The sequence below is a fragment of the Streptomyces sp. NBC_00536 genome, from assembly GCF_036346295.1.
Taxonomy (GTDB): domain Bacteria; phylum Actinomycetota; class Actinomycetes; order Streptomycetales; family Streptomycetaceae; genus Streptomyces.
Window position 1 is genome coordinate 3327726 of sequence record NZ_CP107819.1, and the last position, 17426, is coordinate 3345151.

Below are 17426 nucleotides of genomic sequence, written 5' to 3' on the forward strand. Positions count from 1 at the left end.
GGTCCCGGCACAACCGCAACCCACCCCTTGGAGTCCCGATGCCCGAAGCCGTCATCGTTTCCACCGCCCGCTCTCCCATCGGCCGGGCCTTCAAGGGCTCCCTCAAGGACCTCCGCCCGGACGACCTGACCGCGACGATCATCCAGGCCGCCCTCGCGAAGGTCCCGGAGCTGGACCCGCGCGACATCGACGACCTGATGCTCGGCTGTGGTCTCCCGGGCGGCGAGCAGGGCAGCAACCTGGGCCGGATCGTCGCCGTGCAGATGGGCATGGACCACCTGCCGGGCCTCACCCTCACCCGTTACTGCTCCTCCTCCCTCCAGACCTCCCGCATGGCCCTGCACGCCATCAAGGCGGGCGAGGGCGACGTCTTCATCTCGGCGGGCGTGGAGATGGTCTCCCGGTCCATCCACGGCTCCTCGGACATCCGCGAGACCCACAACCCGCTCTTCGCCGACGCCGAGGCCCGTACGGCCGAGGTCGCCGCGAGTGAGGGCGCGTCCTGGCACGACCCGCGCGAGGACGGCCTGATCCCGGACGCGTACATCGCGATGGGGCAGACGGCCGAGAACCTGGCCCGCCTCAAGGGCGTGACCCGCCAGGACATGGACGAGTTCGGCGTCCGTTCGCAGAACCTCGCCGAGGCCGCCATCAAGAACGGCTTCTGGGAGCGCGAGATCACCCCGGTGACGACGCCGGACGGCACCGTGGTCAGCGCGGACGACGGCCCGCGCGCCGGGGTCACCCTGGAGGGCGTGCAGGGCCTCAAGCCCGTCTTCCGCCCCGACGGCCTGGTCACGGCCGGCAACTGCTGCCCGCTGAACGACGGCGCGGCCGCGCTGGTCATCATGAGCGACACCAAGGCGCGGGAGCTGGGCCTGACCCCGCTGGCCCGGATCGTCTCCACCGGCGTCACCGGCCTCTCCCCCGAGATCATGGGCCTCGGCCCGGTCGAGGCGTCGAAGCAGGCCCTGCGGCGCGCCGGTCTGACCATCGACGACATCGACCTCGTCGAGATCAACGAGGCCTTCGCGGCCCAGGTGATCCCGTCCTACCGCGACCTCGGCGTGGACCTGGACAAGCTGAACGTCAACGGCGGAGCCATCGCCGTCGGTCACCCGTTCGGGATGACCGGTGCGCGGATCACCGGCACCCTGATCAACAGCCTCCAGTTCCACGACAAGCAGTTCGGCCTGGAGACGATGTGCGTGGGCGGCGGCCAGGGCATGGCCATGGTCATCGAGCGCCTGAGCTGACCTACAGCTAGATCACTCTCCTCGGGGCCCAGACGCCCCAAGGAAAACCCGCAGATCCTTACGTCGTACTGACACCGGATCTAATCCCGTCGCGGCCGACCTGTGACCGAATCTCCCCCAGGATGTGACCTATGTCCTGGGGGTTCGGCATTTCCGCAGGTCAGAGCACATCCGACCACAGGGTCCGGGACGAAAGACCTGTCCAATTCATGACGTAATGCACTGCACCCCATTCCCAGGGGAGGACATGCTGATGTAGGAAGTCGGGGGATCGAATACATCAGGAGTTAGTCAGTGAGCGCCATGTCTCTTGCCCTGCTGCTGACCACGGCCGCTGCCACGGCCGTGGGCGCCGCCGCGCTGCACGCAGTCCACGGCCTGCGCAAGCAGGTCACGGCCCTGCGCGCCGAGCTGGCGGTTCCGGCGCACCCCCGTGCCATGACCGTGCCGCACGCCCGCAGCGCCGTCGTGTCTCCGGCCTCGGAGATACGGGCCGCCGTGGCCGAGGCCCTCGCCGAGGAGCGCGAGCGCGAGCTGGCCGAGGCGCGTGCCTTCTGGGCCGCGCAGGAGGCCCGTGACGCCGCCGACGCCCCGTCGCTGCTGGGCGGTCTGCCCGGGCTCGGTGAGGTCGGCGACGAGAGCCCCGTCTTCCTGCCCCGGCAGGCGGACCTGGTGGGCCTGGAGCCCGTCCTGGGCGACGAGGCCGACGACTACGCCTACCCCGAGGACTCCGCCGAGCTGGCCGCGGCCCGCCGCCGCCACCCCTCGCACCCCGACTTCGTGCCGGTCCAGGCCTCCGCGCCGGGCGCCGACCACGAGCGCACCGTCAACCGGCTGGAAGAGCTGGCGGAGGCCCGTACGGCACTGGCCGACGTCCGCCCCGGCCCGCTGGGCACCCTCGACGTGTACGTCTTCACCGACGGCACCACGCTGTGCATGACCCCGGGCCACCGGGAGACCGCGGAGCGCCTGGCCGAGGCGCTGCGCTCGGGCACCGCGCCGGTCCTGCTGGGCGGCTCGGGCATCTCCGGCGCCTACGCGCTGACCTTCTCCTGCGGTGATGCCGGGGACCCCGACGACAACGTCTACATCCTGGCCGACCGGGTCATCGCATCGCTCTGACTTCCGCCTGCTCCACCAGTCGTACGGCCTCGTCCAGCACCTCGGACGGGGCCTTCGCTGTGCGCAGGGCTTCGGCCAGGTCCAGGCCGGCCACGGCCAGCTGGTCGCCGACGACGAAGATCCCGTCGTCGGGCATCTCGTGCGGCGCGGCCCCGCCGGTGAGGCCTTCCAGGCGCTGCGCCCGTACGGACAGCTCGCGGGCGAGGGCCAGGCCCTCGGCGGCGGCGCCGCGCTGGAGGCGGCTCTGCGGAGCGGAGCGGAGCCGGTCGGCGAAACGTTCCACGACGGCGGTCAAGGGCGACGTATCAAGCACCCGGCCGACCTTACGCGCCGTCCCGGCACCATTGCCAACGGGCGAACGGTCAGGCACGGTGACGTGAAGAGAACAGCACGGCGATACCTCCGGAGGCGCCCATGTCCGTAGAGTTCTCCGAGCCCACCCACCGGAACATGATCTCCAGAATCCCCCAGACCACCGGTCGTGATCTTTCCGACTGGCTCCGCACCGTCGACGAGGGCCCCTCCCTCATCCGGTTCGAGGAGAAGGTCAGCTGGCTGCTCGGCGCGCACGAGCTGTCGTACGGCCAGGCCAAGGCGATCATCCACGAGTACGACCTGCGCAGGGCCGCCAGGAAGTTCGGCTGAGCACTCCCCCTGCACCCCCGTCCCCGACTTCTGCCCCCGATCCCCCACAGGCCCCCGACATGCGGGAAGGCCCCGCGAGCCGTGCTCGCGGGGCCTTCCGTACACACCCGTGGTGCTAGTCGCCCTTGAGGATCGACAGCAGGCGCAGCAGCTCCAGGTAGATCCACACCAGGGTCATGGTGAGGCCGAAGGCCGCCAGCCAGGACTCCTCGCGGGGAGCGCCGTACTGCACGCCGTCCTCGACCTGCTTGAAGTCGAGGGCGAGGAAGCAGGCGCCCAGGATGATGCCGATGACACCGAAGAGGATGCCGAGGCCGCCGGACCGGAAGCCGAGGCCGTCGCCGCCGCCGAAGACCGAGAACAGCAGGTTGACGACCATGAGGAGCATGAAGCCCATCGCGGCGGCCATCACGAAGCCGTAGAAGCGGCGGGTGACGCGGATCCAGCGCATCTTGTACGCGAACAGGACGCCTGCGAAGACGCACATCGTGCCGAGCACGGCCTGGATGACCACGCCCGGGCTGATGTAGGTGCTCGTGGCCGAGCTGATGACGCCGAGGAAGACGCCCTCGAACGCCGCGTAGGCCAGGATCAGCGCGGGTACCGGCTTGCGCTTGAACGACTGGACCATCGCGAGGACGAACGCGATGAGCGCCGCCCCGACGGCGATGCCGTACGACTTGTTCACGTTCGCCGGGTCGACCGGGAGGGCGATCCAGGCGAGGACCGCCGTCACGACGACCGTGCCGAGCGTCATGGCCGTACGGCTCACGACGTCGTCGATGGTCATCGCGTTGCGGTTGGCCGACGCCTGGGGCATGCCGGTCTGGGGGTCGGTCGCATACGGGTTCGTCGCGTACGGGTTGGTCGCGGTCCCGGCCTGCTGCGCGTCAAAGCCCGCGTAGCCGCCGTTGTCGCGGCTGAACCCCCGTCGCGAGAAGACCGGGTTACTGCTCCTCATCTCACTCCTCCGTGGCCACGGTGCGCGGCCTATTGCGTCAAGAGTAATGCGTTCGCAAAAAAATCACCCTACTGCTGAAGGAGGATCTTAGGAGAAGGCATGGCGAAGCGCAGGAGTTAAGAAACGGGCAAGAAACGGGGAGGACCGGAAGTGCCCGGAGCCGGACTTGAACCGGCACGGCCCTAAGGCCAGCGAGGTTTAAGCTCGCCGTGTCTGCATTCCACCATCCGGGCGGGGCCTGCGGTCCCCCGTGAGAAGCACCTGAGCGCAGTGGCGAGCGTAACCCGGAACCCCCTGCCCACCGGATGGCGTTCTTTCCGATGTTGTCTGATTTTATTGGCGCTTGAGGGGTCGTCAGACACAAGAACGCGCGGTCGGTGCCCTGCGGAGGACGATCACCCCCACCGTGGGATTGACGGGATTTCGACGGCCCGCGCCACCCCCCTCGCCACCGCGGACGCCACCCCGCACCACCCCACCCCCGTCACCGCCCCGCCACCGCCCGCGTCACCGCCCCGGCGACCGATCGGTCAGGGCCATTGTCATACCAGAGGAGGACCCCGGAGGTCCGGTGGTCAGCCTCCGGTGGCCCCACGAACAGGCACGGCGGCTGATCCCGGGGCCCCATGGGCGCGGAGAAGATGGAGAACGTCCCGCCAGTCCGTCAGATCGCCGCTCGGAGGAGCCCCCGTGACCACCATGAACTACGCGCCGCACACCACGCAGGCCGTGGCCGCCCGCGCCACGCAGCTCTCCAAGGTGTACGGCCAGGGCGAGACCCAGGTGGTCGCCCTCGACAACGTCTCGGTGGACTTCGGCCAGGGCCAGTTCACGGCGATCATGGGCCCCTCCGGTTCCGGCAAGTCCACGCTGATGCACTGCGTCGCGGGCCTGGACACCTTCTCCGGCGGTTCGGTGCGGATAGGCGAGACCGAGCTGGGCAGCCTCAAGGACAAGCAGCTCACCCAGCTGCGCCGGGACAAGATCGGCTTCATCTTCCAGGCGTTCAACCTGCTGCCGACGCTGACGGCCCTGGAGAACATCACCCTCCCCATGGACATCGCGGGCCGCAAGCCCGACAAGCAGTGGCTCGACACGGTCATCCGCATGGTCGGCCTCGCCGACCGCCTCGGCCACCGCCCCACCCAGCTCTCCGGCGGCCAGCAGCAGCGCGTGGCCGTGGCCCGCGCCCTGGCCTCCCGCCCCGAGATCATCTTCGGTGACGAGCCGACCGGAAACCTGGACTCCCGCTCCGGCGCCGAGGTCCTCGGCTTCCTGCGCAACTCCGTCCGCGAGCTGGGCCAGACCGTCGTGATGGTCACCCACGACCCGGTCGCCGCCTCCTACGCGGACCGCGTCATCTTCCTCGCCGACGGCCGGATCGTGGACGAGATGATCAGCCCCAGCGCCGACGGCGTGCTGGACCGCATGAAGGCCTTCGACGCCAAGGGCCGCACGAGCTGACCCGGTCGCAGGCCCCCCGCGGGGCCTCCCGAAGCCACCTCCCAGACTTCCAGCACCAGGACTGACACCCCATGTTCCGTACCGCCCTGCGCAACGTCCTCGCGCACAAGGCCAGGCTGTTGATGACGGTGCTCGCCGTCACCCTCGGCGTCGCGTTCGTCTCCGGCACCCTCGTCTTCACCGACACCCTCCAGAAGTCCCTGAGCAGCCAGTCCGCGAAGAGCTACGACGGCGTCGCCGTCTCGGTCTCCTCCCACGGCCAGACCCGCGGCGAGAACGGCCAGCGGGAGGGCGACCCCGGCATCGGCCAGGCGACCCTCGACAAGGTCGCCCAGAGCGCCGGCGTCGCCTCGGTCACCGGCCGGGTCACCGGCTTCGCCGGCATCGGCGACGAGAACGGCAAGCTCATCGGCCAGGGCTGGCAGAACGCGGGCTCCAACTTCGCCCCCGGCAAGGACGGCAAGGACCCGCGCTCCACCTTCACCGACGGCTCCGGCCCGGTGAAGGCCGATCAGATCGCCCTCGACAAGGACAGCGCCGCCGCGGGCAACTACAAGGTCGGTGACAAGGTCCGGGTGGCGACCAAGGGCCCGGTGAAGGAGTACACCCTCAGCGGTGTCTTCACCACCGAGGACGGCGCGGTCAAGGCGGGCGGCAGCCTGGTGCTGTTCACCACCCCCGTCGCGCAGGAGATGTTCCTCAAGCCCGGCTTCTACCAGGAGCTGACCGTCGCCGCGAAGGCCGGCACCTCCCCCGACAAGCTGCTCGCGGACCTCACGCCGCTGCTGGGCAAGAACGCCACGGCGCAGACGGGCACCGCGCTCGCCGCGCAGCAGGCCAAGGACATCCAGCAGGGCCTGAGCGGCATGAGCAACATGCTGCTGGCCTTCGCCGGCATCTCCCTCTTCGTCGGTGTCTTCCTCATCTACAACACCTTCACCATGCTGGTCAGCCAGCGCACCAAGGAACTGGCCCTGCTGCGCGCCGTCGGCGCCGCCCGCGGCCAGGTCATGCGCTCGGTGCTCAGCGAGGCCCTGGTCGTCGGCCTCATCTCGGCCGCGATCGGTCTGGTCACGGGCATCGGCCTGGCGGTCGGCATGCGCTCCGCGATGAGCTCCTTCGGTGCGAAGGTGCCGGGCGGCGACCTCGTCATCTCCCCGGCCACCATCGTCTGGGCCCTGGTCATCGGCGTCGTCGTCACCGTGATCGCCGCGGTGCTGCCCGCCTGGCGCACCGGCCGGATCGCCCCGGTCGCCGCGATGGGCAGCGCCCACCTGCCGGCCTCCTCGAAGTCCCTGGTCGTCCGCAACGTCATCGGCTGCATCCTCGGCGCCCTCGGTGTCGGCGGCACCCTGCTCGGTGTGTCGACGGGCGGCAGCGACGGCCGGATGCTCATCGCCGCGGGCGCTTTCTTCCTGCTCATCGGCCTGATCGTGCTGCTCCCGCTGCTGTCCCTGCCGGTGATCGGCGCGCTCCGCCCGCCGCTCCAGAAGATCTTCGGGGTGCCCGGCAAGCTGGCCGCGCAGAACGCCGTGCGCAACCCGCGCCGCACCGCCGTCACCGCCGCGTCCCTGGCCATCGGCCTGACGCTGGTCACCACCCTGTCGGTGCTCGGCATCACCATGGGCAAGGCCATCGACCGGCTGAGCACGGACAACATCAAGGCCGACTACCGGGTCTCCATGTCCGAGGGCGTGCGCGGCGGCGGCCTGGACAAGTCGGTGCCCGAGACCCTGGCGAAGGCGCAGGGCGTCAAGGAGGTCTCCGCGGTCTCGGAGGGCTCGTTCCAGGTCAAGGGCGACTACCGGTCCACCTCCGGCGTCAACCCGGCGACCATCGGCGACCTGCTGAACCTCGAAGTCACCAGCGGTTCGCTGAGCAGCCTGGGCAAGGGCGAGATCGCGGTCTCCGACAAGGAGGCCACGAAGCAGCAGCTCTCGGTCGGCTCCACCCTCGACGCGAAGTTCGACGACGGCAAGACGGGCCCGCTGAAGGTCGGCGCGGTCTTCAAGAGCCTCGACGAGCTGGTCTCCCCGTACCTCGCCGACACCAAGCTGCTGAGCGCCCACGCCGACGAGCTGTACGTCCGCTACGTGTACGTCAACACCAGCGCCGGTGCCTCCACCGCGGGCCAGCAGGCGGTCGTCGACGCGCTCGGCAAGAACCCGGCGATGACCGTCGCCACCCAGCAGGACATGCGCGACGAACTGGGCGGCATCATCAACATCGCCCTGAACATCATGTACGGCCTGCTCGGCATGGCGCTGATCATCTCGGTGCTCGGTGTCGTCAACACCCTCGCGATGTCCGTCTTCGAGCGGACCCAGGAGATCGGCATGCTGCGGGCGATCGGCCTGGACCGCGGCCGGGTCAAGAACATGATCCGCCTGGAGGCCGTCGTGATCTCGCTCTTCGGGGCGCTCCTCGGCGTCGGCATCGGCGTCTTCCTCGCCTGGGCGGTCGGCTCGACCCTCAGCGACACCGTCCCCGGCTACGCGCTGGTCCTGCCCTGGGACCGGATCGGCATCTTCCTCCTGCTCGCCGGTGTGGTCGGCGTACTGGCCGCCATGTGGCCCGCGCGCAGCGCGGCCCGGCTGAACATGCTGACCGCCATCAAGACCGAGTAGCCCGGCTCCGGCAGGGACCGCCGAAGGCCCCGCGACCACCCGGTCGCGGGGCCTTCGGCATGCGTGCCCCCGGGCGCTACCCCAGCCACTCCCGGGTGCGCGGCGCCAGCCCGGCGGCCCCGTCCCCGGGCGTGCGCACCGCCAGTACCTGGTTCACCCCGAGCCGGTTCTGCTCGAAGCCCAGCGCGGAGGCGGCCATGTACAGCAGCCAGACCCTCGCCCGGCCGGGCGAGGTGAGCCGGACCGCCTCCTCCCAGTGCTCCTCCAGCCGGGTGACCCAGGCCCGCAGGGTCAGCGCGTAGTGCTCGCGCAGCGCCTCGACGTCGCGGACCTCGAAGCCCGCCCGCTCCAGCTCGCCGACGGTGGTGCCGACCGGGGACAGCTCCCCGTCGGGGAAGACGTAGGCGTCGATGAACGGGTCGATCCGGTACGCCGCCTCGCGCGCCGCGTCGGCTTCGGGGCGGCGCGCGATCTGGTGGTTCAGCAGCCGCCCGCCGGGGCGCAGCAGGGCGTACAGGGAGCCCGCGTACTGGCGGTAGCGGGCGGAGCCGACGTGTTCGGCCATCCCGATGGAGGAGATCGCGTCGTACGGTCCGTCCACCACGTCCCGGTAGTCCTGGACCCGGATCTCGATCCGGTCGGTCAGGCCCTCCTCCGCGATCCGTTTGCGGGCGAAGGCGGCCTGCTCGCGCGAGAGCGTGATGCCGGTGGCGCGCACGCCGTACTCGCGGGCCGCGTGCAGCACCATCGAGCCCCAGCCGCAGCCCACGTCGAGCAGCCGGTCGCCGGGGCGCAGCCCGAGCTTGCGGCAGACCAGGTCCAGCTTGTCGCGCTGGGCGCCTTCCAGGTCGCCCCCGGGGCTCCAGTAGGCGCAGGAGTAGACCATGGACGGGCCGAGCACCAGGGCGTAGAAGTCGTTGCCGACGTCGTAGTGGTGGCTGATGGCCTGCCGGTCGCGGACCTTGGTGTGGCGGGGCCCGGCGCGCCGCGGGACCTCCTCGCCGGGCGGCGCGGGCGGCGGCAGCGGCCCGGCGAGCGCGGTCAGCTCGCGCAGCGCGGCCCGCCTGCCGGGATCGCGTACGAACTCCAGCGCGCCGGCGGCTGCCGCCAGTGCCCCGGCGGCCCAGCCCTCGGGCGGGGCGCCGGGCGGACCCTGGGGCCGTCCGTCGGGCGGAGCGCCGGGCTCGTCGTCCGGGTCGGGCGAGCGCTGCCAGAGCAGCCCCGACACCCGGTCCAGCAGGTCGTAGAGATCGCCCTCGACGGTCAGGTCCCCGCTCACCCAGGCTCGGGCCAGGCCCACTTCACCGGGCTTCCAGAGCATCCGGCGCAGGGCGCGGCGGTGGTGGATCACGAGGGCGGGACCGGCGGGCGGGCCCGCCTCACTGCCGTCCCAGGCACGGATCCTGACGGGCAGCGGGGCACCCAGCAGGGTCTCGGCAAGAGCGGCCAGCCGCGGCGCGGCGTCGGTCATGGCGCACACCTCCAGTAAGGCTCCGACCCTTGCCTCTACCCACCGCGCACGCGCGGTAAGCGGGCGCGGACACGCCGAAGGGGCCTGCCCGCACCACGGATGGCGGGAGGCCCCTTCGGGGTCGTGCTGGGATGCTCCGGTCAGGCCCGGGTCAGGAGGCCTTGGCCTTCTCTGCGGCGGGAGCCGTCACGGCGGCCGGAGCCGGGGCCGGCTTGGCGGCCTCGTAGAACTCCTCGCGCGGGGTCTCCAGCGCACCGAGGGAGACGACCTCGCGCTTGAGGAACATCGCGAGGGTCCAGTCCGCGAAGACGCGGATCTTGCGGTTCCAGGTCGGCATGGCCATGCCGTGGTAGCCACGGTGCATGTACCAGGCGAGCCGGCCCTTGAGCTTGATCTTCATCTTGCCCATGACGATCATCGCGACGCCCTTGTGGAGGCCGAGGCCCGCCACCGCACCCTTGTTGGCGTGCGCGTACTCGCCCTGCGGGAAGCCCCGCATGCCCGAGATGACGTTGTCCGCGAGGACCTTGGACTGGCGCAGCGCGTGCTGGGCGTTCGGCGGGCACCAGGCGTTCTCGACGCCGGCCTTGCGGGCCGCCATGTCCGGGACCTGGGCGTTGTCGCCCGCGGCCCAGATGTAGTCGGTGCCGGTGACCTGGAGGTCGGCGCCGGCGTCGACGTGGCCGCGCGGGCCCAGCGGCAGGCCGTAGCGGGCCAGCACCGGGTTGGGCTTGACGCCCGCGGTCCACACCAGGGTGTTGGAGTCGACCTCGAGGCCGTTCTTCAGCACCACGTGGCCGTCGACGCAGGAGTCCATCGACGTGTTCAGGTAGATCTCGATGCCGCGCGACTCGAGGTGCTCCTTGCCCCAGGTGCCGAGCTTGGGCCCGACCTCGGGGAGGATCTTGTCGGCCGCGTCGACCAGGATGAAGCGCATGTCCTCGCGCTTGATCGTGGAGTAGTACTTCGCGGCGTCGCGGGCCATGTCCTCGACCTCGCCTATGGTCTCCGCGCCGGCGAAGCCGCCGCCGACGAAGACGAAGGTGAGGGCCTTGCGGCGGACGTCCTCGTCCGTCGTGGACTCGGCCTTGTCGAGCTGTTCAAGGACGTGGTTGCGCAGGCCGATGCCCTCTTCCACACCCTTCATGCCGATGCCCTGTTCGGCCAGGCCGGGGATCGGGAAGGTGCGGGAAACGGCGCCGAGCGCGATCACCAGGTAGTCGAAAGGCAGCTCGTACGCCTCGCCCACGAGCGGCGTGACGACGGCGACCTTGCGGTCCTGGTCGATGCTGGTGACCCGGCCGGTGAGAACCTCTGCCTTGGGCAGCACGCGTCGCAGCGGGACGACGACGTGCCGAGGCGAGATGCTGCCTGCGGCCACTTCGGGGAGGAAGGGCTGGTAGGTCATGTACGAGCGCGGGTCGACGACCGTGACGGTCGCCTCGCCGTAGCGCATCTTCTTCAGAATGCGCTTGGCTGCATACAGACCTACGTACCCACCGCCTACAACGAGGATCCTGGGACGCTCCGTGGTGCTCATGGAACGAGTATCCAGCACCCACAGGGGGGACGCTCGTGAGCCCCTTCACAAGGTGCTCAGACCCCTCTGTTACACTGCGCGGCCCACGTGACGGAGGTCATGTCACGAAGGGGGAACCACCGCGTGTCGGGAGACGTTGTCCACCCGCTCTGAACTGGCCCTCAGGCCTATCGACGGGGTAGACCACGCCTCTCGTGGATACCTACGGACCGAGCGTGGGAGCGTCCACGATTCAAACGAACACCCCCACGAAACGGGTCTGACGGCCTCGAAAACCTGTCCAAACGCCCTTCACCCGGCCCGTCGGCCTTCTTTTCCTTGTGAAGAACTTCACGAACTTCGTGTGGACGACGGGCCTTTCGCCCCCCGAACACCCCCCGAAGGGCCCCCCAAGGGCCCCCGGAAGGCTCCCCGAAGAGGCCCCTCAGGCCGCCGACCAGCAGATCCCGTCGAGGATGTCGTGTTCCGAGACGACGACCTCGTGGGCGCCGGTGCGCTCCATGATGGCGAGCAGGACGAGGGCGCCCGCACCGATGACGTCGACCCGGCCCGGGTGCATCACGCCGATCCGCGCGCGCTCCGCGTGCGTCAGGGTCAGCATCCGCTCGCTGATCTCCCGGACCTGCTCGTACGGGATCCGGCTGTGGTGGATCGCCTGCGAGTCGTACTCCGCAAGGCCCAGCGCGATGCCCGCGACCGTGGTCACCGAGCCCGCCAGGCCCACCAGGGTCCGCGCCTCGGCCAGCGGCACCGTCTCGGCCGCCAGGTCCAGCGCGGCCTCGATGTCGGCCCGTATGGCGGCCACCTGCTCCTTGGTCGGCGGGTCGGTGACGACCCCGTCGACGACCAGGTGGCGCTCGGTCATCCGGACGCAGCCCACATCGACCGAGCGGGCGGCGCGCACGTGCTCCTCGCCGACCACGAACTCGGTGGAGCCGCCGCCGATGTCCACCACGAGGTACGGCTTCGCGAGGTCGTCGCGGCCCGTCAGCTCCTTGGTGGCGCCGGTGAAGGAGAACTCCGCCTCCTGGTCGCCGCTGATCACCTCGGGCTCCACGCCCAGGATGTCCAGGACGCCGCGGACGAAGTCGTCCCGGTTCTCCGCGTCGCGCGAGGCCGAGGTGGCCACGAAACGGATCCGCTCGGCGCCCAGCTCCTTGATCACGGCGGCGTACTCGCGGCAGGCCGCGAAGGTGCGCTCCAGGGCCTCCGGGGCCAGCCGGCCGGTCTTGTCCACGCCCTGGCCGAGCCGGACGATGGTCATCCGCCGGTCCAGCTCGATCAGCTCGCCGGTCTCCGGGGTGCAGTCGGCGACCAGCAGGCGGATGGAGTTCGTACCGCAGTCGATGCCCGCGACCCGGGTCACGAGGCGTCCTGCGGCTGCTGCTCGGTCTTCTCCGCGCACGGGGTGACGCAGGCGCCCTTGGCCCACCACTCGGGGAGCATCGCGAGGGCCTCGTCGCCGAAGGGGTTCACGCCCGGTCCGGCGGCCAGCGAGTGGCCCACCAGCACGTGCAGGCACTTCACCCGGTCGGGCATGCCGCCCGCGCTCGGGAAGCCCTCCAGGACCTCGATCGCGTCGCGCCGGGTGATGTAGTCCTCGTGCGCGGCCCGGTAGGCGGCGGCCAGCTCCGGGTCCGTGGCGAGCCGGGCCTGCATCTCCTTCATGACGCCGTTGGCCTCCAGCGTGCCGATGGCACCGGCGGCACGCGGGCAGGTCAAGTAGTACAGCGTGGGGAACGGCGTGCCGTCGGGCAGCCGCGGGGCGGTCTCGACCACGTCGGGCTGCCCGCAGGGACAGCGGTGCGCGATGGCGCGCAGTCCGCGCGGCGGGCGGCCGAGCTGCTGCTCGAACGCGGCGATGTCCGCGTCCGTCGGCTCGGTCCGTGCGGTCTGGGGCGGGGGCGTCTGCATGCCTGGGATGCGTCTTTCAGTCAGTCAGTCAGTAAAGAGGTCGGTCGGTGAACGTCAGTCGGCGGGGCGGTCGGCCTTGTCGATGCCGTCCCAGACGTTCGAGTACCAGGGCCGGTCGGCCGTCGCCGTACCGGTGCGGCGGTGCTCCGCGGCCTCGGAGTCGACCATGGTGAAGCCGATCTCCCCGGGGCGCACGTAGTGCAGGTGTCTGCGCGCCTGCTGCTCCGCGTAGGCGCGGTCCTGCCAGCGGGCCTTCTCGTCGCGGAGTTCGTCCAGCCGCTTGCGCGCCCGGTCGGCGGCCTGCTGCTGGTCGGAGATCTCCGAGCGCTGCGAGACGTACTGGCGCATCGGGTACGCGAGGGCGACGACCAGCGTACAGAGGACGAGCACCAGCAGCGCGGCCCGGCCGGTCAGCCGGCTGCGCCGGACCTGACGCCGCGACTGCGAGCGGTAGACGTGGGCGGCGGTCCGCTCACCGAGCTGTTTGAGCCTGGTCGCGGTCGAGAAGGTGGAGAACCGGTCCCGGTTCCCGGCCATTGACTCCGCCTCCCCTTGAGCGCGCACAGCAATACGTCCCCGCACACGGTACGGGACCGAGCGCGGGGACGTACGGAGGCTGAGCGGTGATCAGCCCTTGAAGCGCGGGAAGGCGGAACGGCCCGCGTACACCGCGGCGTCGTCGAGGATCTCCTCGATGCGCAGCAGCTGGTTGTACTTGGCGACGCGGTCCGAGCGGGCCGGGGCGCCGGTCTTGATCTGACCGCAGTTCACGGCGACGGCGAGGTCGGCGATGGTGACGTCCTCGGTCTCGCCGGAGCGGTGCGACATCATGCACTTGAAGCCGTTGCGCTGGGCCATCTCGACGGCGTCCAGGGTCTCGGTCAGCGAGCCGATCTGGTTCACCTTGACGAGCAGGGCGTTGGCCGAGCCCTCTTCGATGCCGCGGGCGAGGCGCTCGGGGTTGGTGACGAAGAGGTCGTCGCCGACGATCTGGACCTTGGTGCCCAGCTTGTCGGTGAGGGTCTTCCAGCCGGCCCAGTCGTCCTCGTACAGCGGGTCCTCGATGGAGACCATCGGGTACGCGGAGACGAGCTCCTCGTAGTACTCGGTCATCTCGGCGGCCGAGCGGGACTGGCCCTCGAACTCGTACTTGCCGTCCTTGTAGAACTCGGACGCGGCGACGTCGAGCGCGAGCGCGATGTCCTTGCCCGGGACGTAACCGGCCTGCTTGATGGCCTCGACGATGAGGTCGAGCGCGGCGCGGTTGGACTCCAGGTTCGGGGCGAAGCCGCCCTCGTCGCCCAGACCCGTGGAGAGGCCCTTGGTGTGCAGGACCTTCTTGAGGGTGTGGTAGACCTCGGCACCCCAGCGAAGGGCTTCGGAGAAGGACTCCGCGCCGATCGGGGCGATCATGAACTCCTGGATGTCGACGTTGGAGTCGGCGTGCGACCCACCGTTGAGGATGTTCATCATCGGAACGGGCAGCAGGTGCGCGTTCGGTCCGCCGAGGTAGCGGAAGAGCGGGAGGTCCGAGGCCTCGGACGCGGCGTGGGCCACGGCCAGGGAGACGCCGAGGATCGCGTTGGCGCCCAGGGAGCCCTTGTTGTCGGTGCCGTCCAGGTCGAACATGGCCTGGTCGATGAGGCGCTGCTCGGTGGCGTCGTAGCCGACGAGCTCCGGGCCGATCTGCTCGATCACGGCGAGGACGGCCTTCTCGACGCCCTTGCCCAGGTAACGGTTGGGGTCACCGTCACGGAGCTCGATGGCCTCGAAGGCACCGGTGGAGGCGCCGGACGGAACAGCAGCACGGCCGGTGCTGCCGTCGTCGAGGCCAACCTCGACCTCGACCGTGGGATTGCCTCGGGAGTCCAGGATTTCCCGGGCTACGACGACGTCGATGGACGGCACGAGCATCTCCTTCTGGGATGTGACGCTGAGTGTGCTGGGTGTGCGGTGGCGTGTCAGGCCGTGGGATGGCCTTGCCGCTTAGAGCCTAACCGGCTCCGGGCGCTCGGCCAGCCGACCAACCGGTCCGTGGGACGAAAAAGGGTCGGAATACCCCTCTTACGGGACATAGGACAGGGTTTACGGGACATGGGGCACGGCTTGCGGGACATACGGCGAGGCCGGCGGCCGTCAACGGGCCCGGCACGCACCACCGCCCGGCGCGTGAGGGGATACGCGCCGGGCGGTGGGAGGAGCGAGTGTTACCGCGGGATTCAGCTGAGCTTCAGCTTCTGCCCCGGGAAGATCAGGTCCGCGTCCTTGACGATGTCCTTGTTCAGCTCGAACAGCTGCTGCCAGCCGCCCTTGACGCCGTTCGCCTGGGCGATGGTGCCGAGCGTGTCACCGGACTTGACCTCGTAGGAGCCGTTGCCCGTCTTGGGGGCCTCGGCCGACGGGGCCTGCTTGGTGGGGGCCGGGGTCTCGGCGCGCTCGGAGCGGGTGACCGGCGCCTCGGCGCGCTTGGTCTCCTGCTTCGGCTCGGCCTTCTTCTCGACCTTCTTCTCCGGCTTGGTCTGCTTGGGGGTCTCGGCCGAGCCGCCGTTGTAGGCGGCGTTCGACAGGCCCACGCCACAGGACGGCCACGCGCCCTTGCCCTGGCCCTTGAGGACCTTCTCGGCGATGGCTATCTGCTGCGACTTGGAGGCCTGGTTGGCCTGCGCGGCGTACGCCTTGCCGCCGTACGCGGCCCACGTGGAGGACGAGAACTGCACGCCGCCGTAGTAGCCGTTGCCCGTGTTGATGGACCAGTCACCGCCGGACTCGCAGGCGGCGACGGCGTCCCACTGGGAGACGGTCGCGGCGCTCGCGGCGCCCGCGGTCATCAGCGGAGCCGCCACGGCGACACCGGCGACACCGACGAGGGTGACGACACGGGTGGCCTTGGAGGCGCGACGGTGCTTGCCCTTGCCGGAAAGCAGCATGGTTTTCTCCTCACCGACGCCTGCGAAGTGAGCTGTCGGGTTCGGGCGGATGAGTTGCCCGGCCGCGCACCGAGGTGCGCGTCTTAACCCCAAGCCGGTCGTGACCATCTCTCAATGGCCGGTTCCGGCACTTACCTTGGTTCCCCCGCTCCTGCCTTCGGCGCTTGCGCGACGTGTTCCCTCCGTCCGCCGGCAGGATTCGGCGATGCGGTCGAAGGAGCCCGCGGTGGCGGGCGATTCAGAAGGTAGACAGGTCTCTCCCCGATGTTCAAGCGCGGGACATCGGGGAGAAACGGGCCCTACTTGCGCTCTCGGGAGGGGTGTTTGCCCAGGTGAGAGCGGGGTTTTGGACAGTCACCGACCAGGACACGCCAGTTGGACGGAAGAGATGCATGTCTCACTTGCACGAATGGGACATACAAGGCGATCTCCACGCCCGAAGTGCCCCTATTTCTGGCTTAGATCGAGATTCTGCCCCGGGGTGATGAGGTCGGCGTCATGGCCGATGACCTGCGAATTGGCCTCGTAAAGGGCATTCCAGCCACCCTTGACTCCCGTGGCCTTCGCGATGGCCGTCAGGTTGTCGCCGGACTTGACGGTGTACGTCGGCTCCGACGCGGTGTCAGAGGTGACGGGCGCCTCGGCGGCGGGCGTTCCGCGGTGCTTTCCACCGGCTCCGGCCGTTTCGCCCTGCGCGGCGGCCGTGGAGCCCGAGGGCGCCGCCGGGTTCACGGGGGCCGGGATGCCCGACGGGGAAGTCGTCGGACCGGACGGGAGCGTGGAGCCGCCGGGTACGGACGGAGCGGTCGTGCCCGTGGACCCGGTCGGGGTGCCCGGGCCGCCGGTCTCCGGCGCCGGGGGCGGCATGACGGGCAGTCCGGACGTCAGCGGGGTCTCCGGCACCGGCGGGAGCGTCTTCGGCGGCGCGGTGGGCGTGGTGGTCGCCCCGGGGATGTGTCCCGTCGAGGTCGGCGTCGAGCCGGGGGCGGGCGCACCGGCGAGCGAACCGGGCGCGGGCGACTCCTCGGGCCGTACCGGGCTCGGCGCGACGGAACCGGAATGTCCGGGCGAGCCCGGGTCGACGGTGGCCTTGGGCCCGCCCCGGGTAAGCCCGGAGGACTCCCCGCACAGCGGCCAGGCCTGCGGCCCCTGCGAGGCGAGCACCCGCTCGCCGATCGCTATCTGCTGCGAGCGGCTGGCGAGGTCGGGGCGCGCGGCGAACTCCAGCCCGCCCGCGTTCTTCCACTGCTCCTGGGTGAACTGGAGTCCGCCGTAGGACCCGCTGCCGAAGTCGGCGCTCCAGGTTCCGCCGCTCTCACACTCGGCCACCTTGTCCCAGGTGGTGGTCTCCGCCGCGTTCGCGCCGGTGGCGGCGAACAGGGGCAGAGCGAGTGCGGAGCCGGCGACTCCGGCGGTGACGACGAGTGCGGGGACCTGGCGGGGGCGTCTGTGACGGCCGTTCCCGGAACGCATGAGGGTGGACCTTTCGCGTGGCGGCG

15 protein-coding genes, 1 tRNA gene and 1 riboswitch are annotated in these 17426 nt (G+C 70.4%); of the genes, 5 read left to right on the forward strand and 11 right to left on the reverse strand.

Translation table 11 applies throughout. The features are described 5' to 3' along the window. Positions 1-38: 38 nt before the first annotated feature. Both OHS33_RS14425 and OHS33_RS14430 read left to right on the forward strand, forming a co-directional pair. Positions 39-1256, forward strand: a complete 1218-nt coding sequence (locus OHS33_RS14425; protein WP_330330801.1) for an acetyl-CoA C-acetyltransferase — start codon at positions 39-41, stop codon at positions 1254-1256. Between the two features lie 303 nt (positions 1257-1559). Then, complete coding sequence (locus OHS33_RS14430; protein WP_330335051.1) at positions 1560-2378, forward strand: hypothetical protein; 819 nt, start codon at positions 1560-1562, stop codon at positions 2376-2378. Here the strand turns inward: OHS33_RS14430 and OHS33_RS14435 are convergent. Next, complete coding sequence (locus tag OHS33_RS14435) at positions 2362-2691, reverse strand: hypothetical protein (protein ID WP_330330802.1); 330 nt, start codon at positions 2689-2691, stop codon at positions 2362-2364. The genes OHS33_RS14430 and OHS33_RS14435 overlap by 17 nt on opposite strands. 101 nt (positions 2692-2792) lie before the next feature. Between OHS33_RS14435 and OHS33_RS14440 the strand changes: the two genes are divergently transcribed. Continuing rightward, the gene (locus tag OHS33_RS14440; protein WP_330330803.1) at positions 2793-3023 is read left to right on the forward strand and encodes a DUF4287 domain-containing protein; all 231 of its coding nucleotides are present in this window, start codon (positions 2793-2795) and stop codon (positions 3021-3023) included. A 115-nt stretch (positions 3024-3138) separates the two neighbouring features. On the opposite strand, the gene OHS33_RS14445 is transcribed toward OHS33_RS14440, so the two are convergent. Continuing rightward, on the reverse strand, positions 3139-3984 hold the full coding sequence (locus OHS33_RS14445) for a Bax inhibitor-1/YccA family protein (RefSeq protein WP_330330804.1): 846 nt from the start codon (positions 3982-3984) through the stop codon (positions 3139-3141). A 151-nt stretch (positions 3985-4135) separates the two neighbouring features. Further along, positions 4136-4217, reverse strand: a tRNA-Leu gene (locus tag OHS33_RS14450). Positions 4218-4683: 466 nt separating this feature from the next. On the opposite strand from OHS33_RS14450, the gene OHS33_RS14455 reads away from it, so the two are divergent. Together OHS33_RS14455 and OHS33_RS14460 are read left to right on the forward strand one after the other, a co-directional pair. Next, entirely contained in the window at positions 4684-5448 is a 765-nt protein-coding gene (locus OHS33_RS14455) for an ABC transporter ATP-binding protein (protein WP_330335052.1), read from the forward strand. Positions 5449-5519: 71 nt separating this feature from the next. Beyond that, positions 5520-8075, forward strand: a complete 2556-nt coding sequence (locus tag OHS33_RS14460; RefSeq protein ID WP_330330805.1) for an ABC transporter permease — start codon at positions 5520-5522, stop codon at positions 8073-8075. Positions 8076-8151: 76 nt separating this feature from the next. Here the strand turns inward: OHS33_RS14460 and OHS33_RS14465 are convergent, their stop codons facing one another. The 8 genes from OHS33_RS14465 to OHS33_RS14500 all read right to left on the reverse strand — a co-directional run bounded on the left by OHS33_RS14465 (position 8152) and on the right by OHS33_RS14500 (position 17400). Beyond that, the gene (locus OHS33_RS14465; RefSeq protein ID WP_330330806.1) at positions 8152-9546 is read right to left on the reverse strand and encodes a cyclopropane-fatty-acyl-phospholipid synthase family protein; all 1395 of its coding nucleotides are present in this window, start codon (positions 9544-9546) and stop codon (positions 8152-8154) included. Positions 9547-9697: 151 nt separating this feature from the next. Further along, positions 9698-11086, reverse strand: coding sequence for an NAD(P)/FAD-dependent oxidoreductase (locus OHS33_RS14470; RefSeq protein WP_330330807.1), 1389 nt, complete (start codon positions 11084-11086; stop codon positions 9698-9700). Positions 11087-11510: 424 nt separating this feature from the next. Further along, positions 11511-12452 (reverse strand): Ppx/GppA phosphatase family protein, encoded by a 942-nt coding sequence (locus OHS33_RS14475; RefSeq protein ID WP_330330808.1) that lies wholly within the window; start codon positions 12450-12452, stop codon positions 11511-11513. Then, the gene (locus OHS33_RS14480) at positions 12449-13000 is read right to left on the reverse strand and encodes a DUF501 domain-containing protein (RefSeq protein ID WP_330330809.1); all 552 of its coding nucleotides are present in this window, start codon (positions 12998-13000) and stop codon (positions 12449-12451) included. Before OHS33_RS14480 ends, OHS33_RS14475 begins: the two co-directional genes overlap by 4 nt. A gap of 54 nt (positions 13001-13054) precedes the next feature. Continuing rightward, positions 13055-13537: an FtsB family cell division protein gene (locus OHS33_RS14485; RefSeq protein WP_330330810.1), complete on the reverse strand. Its 483-nt coding sequence runs from the start codon at positions 13535-13537 to the stop codon at positions 13055-13057. Positions 13538-13627: 90 nt separating this feature from the next. Further along, positions 13628-14914, reverse strand: a complete 1287-nt coding sequence (gene eno, locus OHS33_RS14490; RefSeq protein WP_330330811.1) for a phosphopyruvate hydratase — start codon at positions 14912-14914, stop codon at positions 13628-13630. Between the two features lie 305 nt (positions 14915-15219). After that, positions 15220-15927, reverse strand: a complete 708-nt coding sequence (locus tag OHS33_RS14495; protein WP_330330812.1) for a transglycosylase family protein — start codon at positions 15925-15927, stop codon at positions 15220-15222. A 2-nt stretch (positions 15928-15929) separates the two neighbouring features. After that, a riboswitch (cyclic di-AMP (ydaO/yuaA leader) is annotated at positions 15930-16100 on the reverse strand. 274 nt (positions 16101-16374) lie between these two features. Continuing rightward, complete coding sequence (locus OHS33_RS14500) at positions 16375-17400, reverse strand: transglycosylase family protein (protein ID WP_330330813.1); 1026 nt, start codon at positions 17398-17400, stop codon at positions 16375-16377. Positions 17401-17426: the final 26 nt, after the last annotated feature.

Coding starts and splice junctions, on each gene's coding strand:
- OHS33_RS14425 (WP_330330801.1), top strand. CDS start 39: ATGCCCGAAGCCGTCATCGTTTCCACCGCCCGCTCTCCCATCGGCCGG.
- eno (WP_330330811.1), bottom strand. CDS start 14,914: ATGCTCGTGCCGTCCATCGACGTCGTCGTAGCCCGGGAAATCCTGGAC.
- OHS33_RS14430 (WP_330335051.1), top strand. CDS start 1,560: ATGTCTCTTGCCCTGCTGCTGACCACGGCCGCTGCCACGGCCGTGGGC.
- OHS33_RS14445 (WP_330330804.1), bottom strand. CDS start 3,984: ATGAGGAGCAGTAACCCGGTCTTCTCGCGACGGGGGTTCAGCCGCGAC.
- OHS33_RS14440 (WP_330330803.1), top strand. CDS start 2,793: ATGTCCGTAGAGTTCTCCGAGCCCACCCACCGGAACATGATCTCCAGA.
- OHS33_RS14480 (WP_330330809.1), bottom strand. CDS start 13,000: ATGCAGACGCCCCCGCCCCAGACCGCACGGACCGAGCCGACGGACGCG.
- OHS33_RS14485 (WP_330330810.1), bottom strand. CDS start 13,537: ATGGCCGGGAACCGGGACCGGTTCTCCACCTTCTCGACCGCGACCAGG.
- OHS33_RS14470 (WP_330330807.1), bottom strand. CDS start 11,086: ATGAGCACCACGGAGCGTCCCAGGATCCTCGTTGTAGGCGGTGGGTAC.
- OHS33_RS14455 (WP_330335052.1), top strand. CDS start 4,684: ATGAACTACGCGCCGCACACCACGCAGGCCGTGGCCGCCCGCGCCACG.
- OHS33_RS14495 (WP_330330812.1), bottom strand. CDS start 15,927: ATGCTGCTTTCCGGCAAGGGCAAGCACCGTCGCGCCTCCAAGGCCACC.
- OHS33_RS14500 (WP_330330813.1), bottom strand. CDS start 17,400: ATGCGTTCCGGGAACGGCCGTCACAGACGCCCCCGCCAGGTCCCCGCA.
- OHS33_RS14465 (WP_330330806.1), bottom strand. CDS start 9,546: ATGACCGACGCCGCGCCGCGGCTGGCCGCTCTTGCCGAGACCCTGCTG.
- OHS33_RS14460 (WP_330330805.1), top strand. CDS start 5,520: ATGTTCCGTACCGCCCTGCGCAACGTCCTCGCGCACAAGGCCAGGCTG.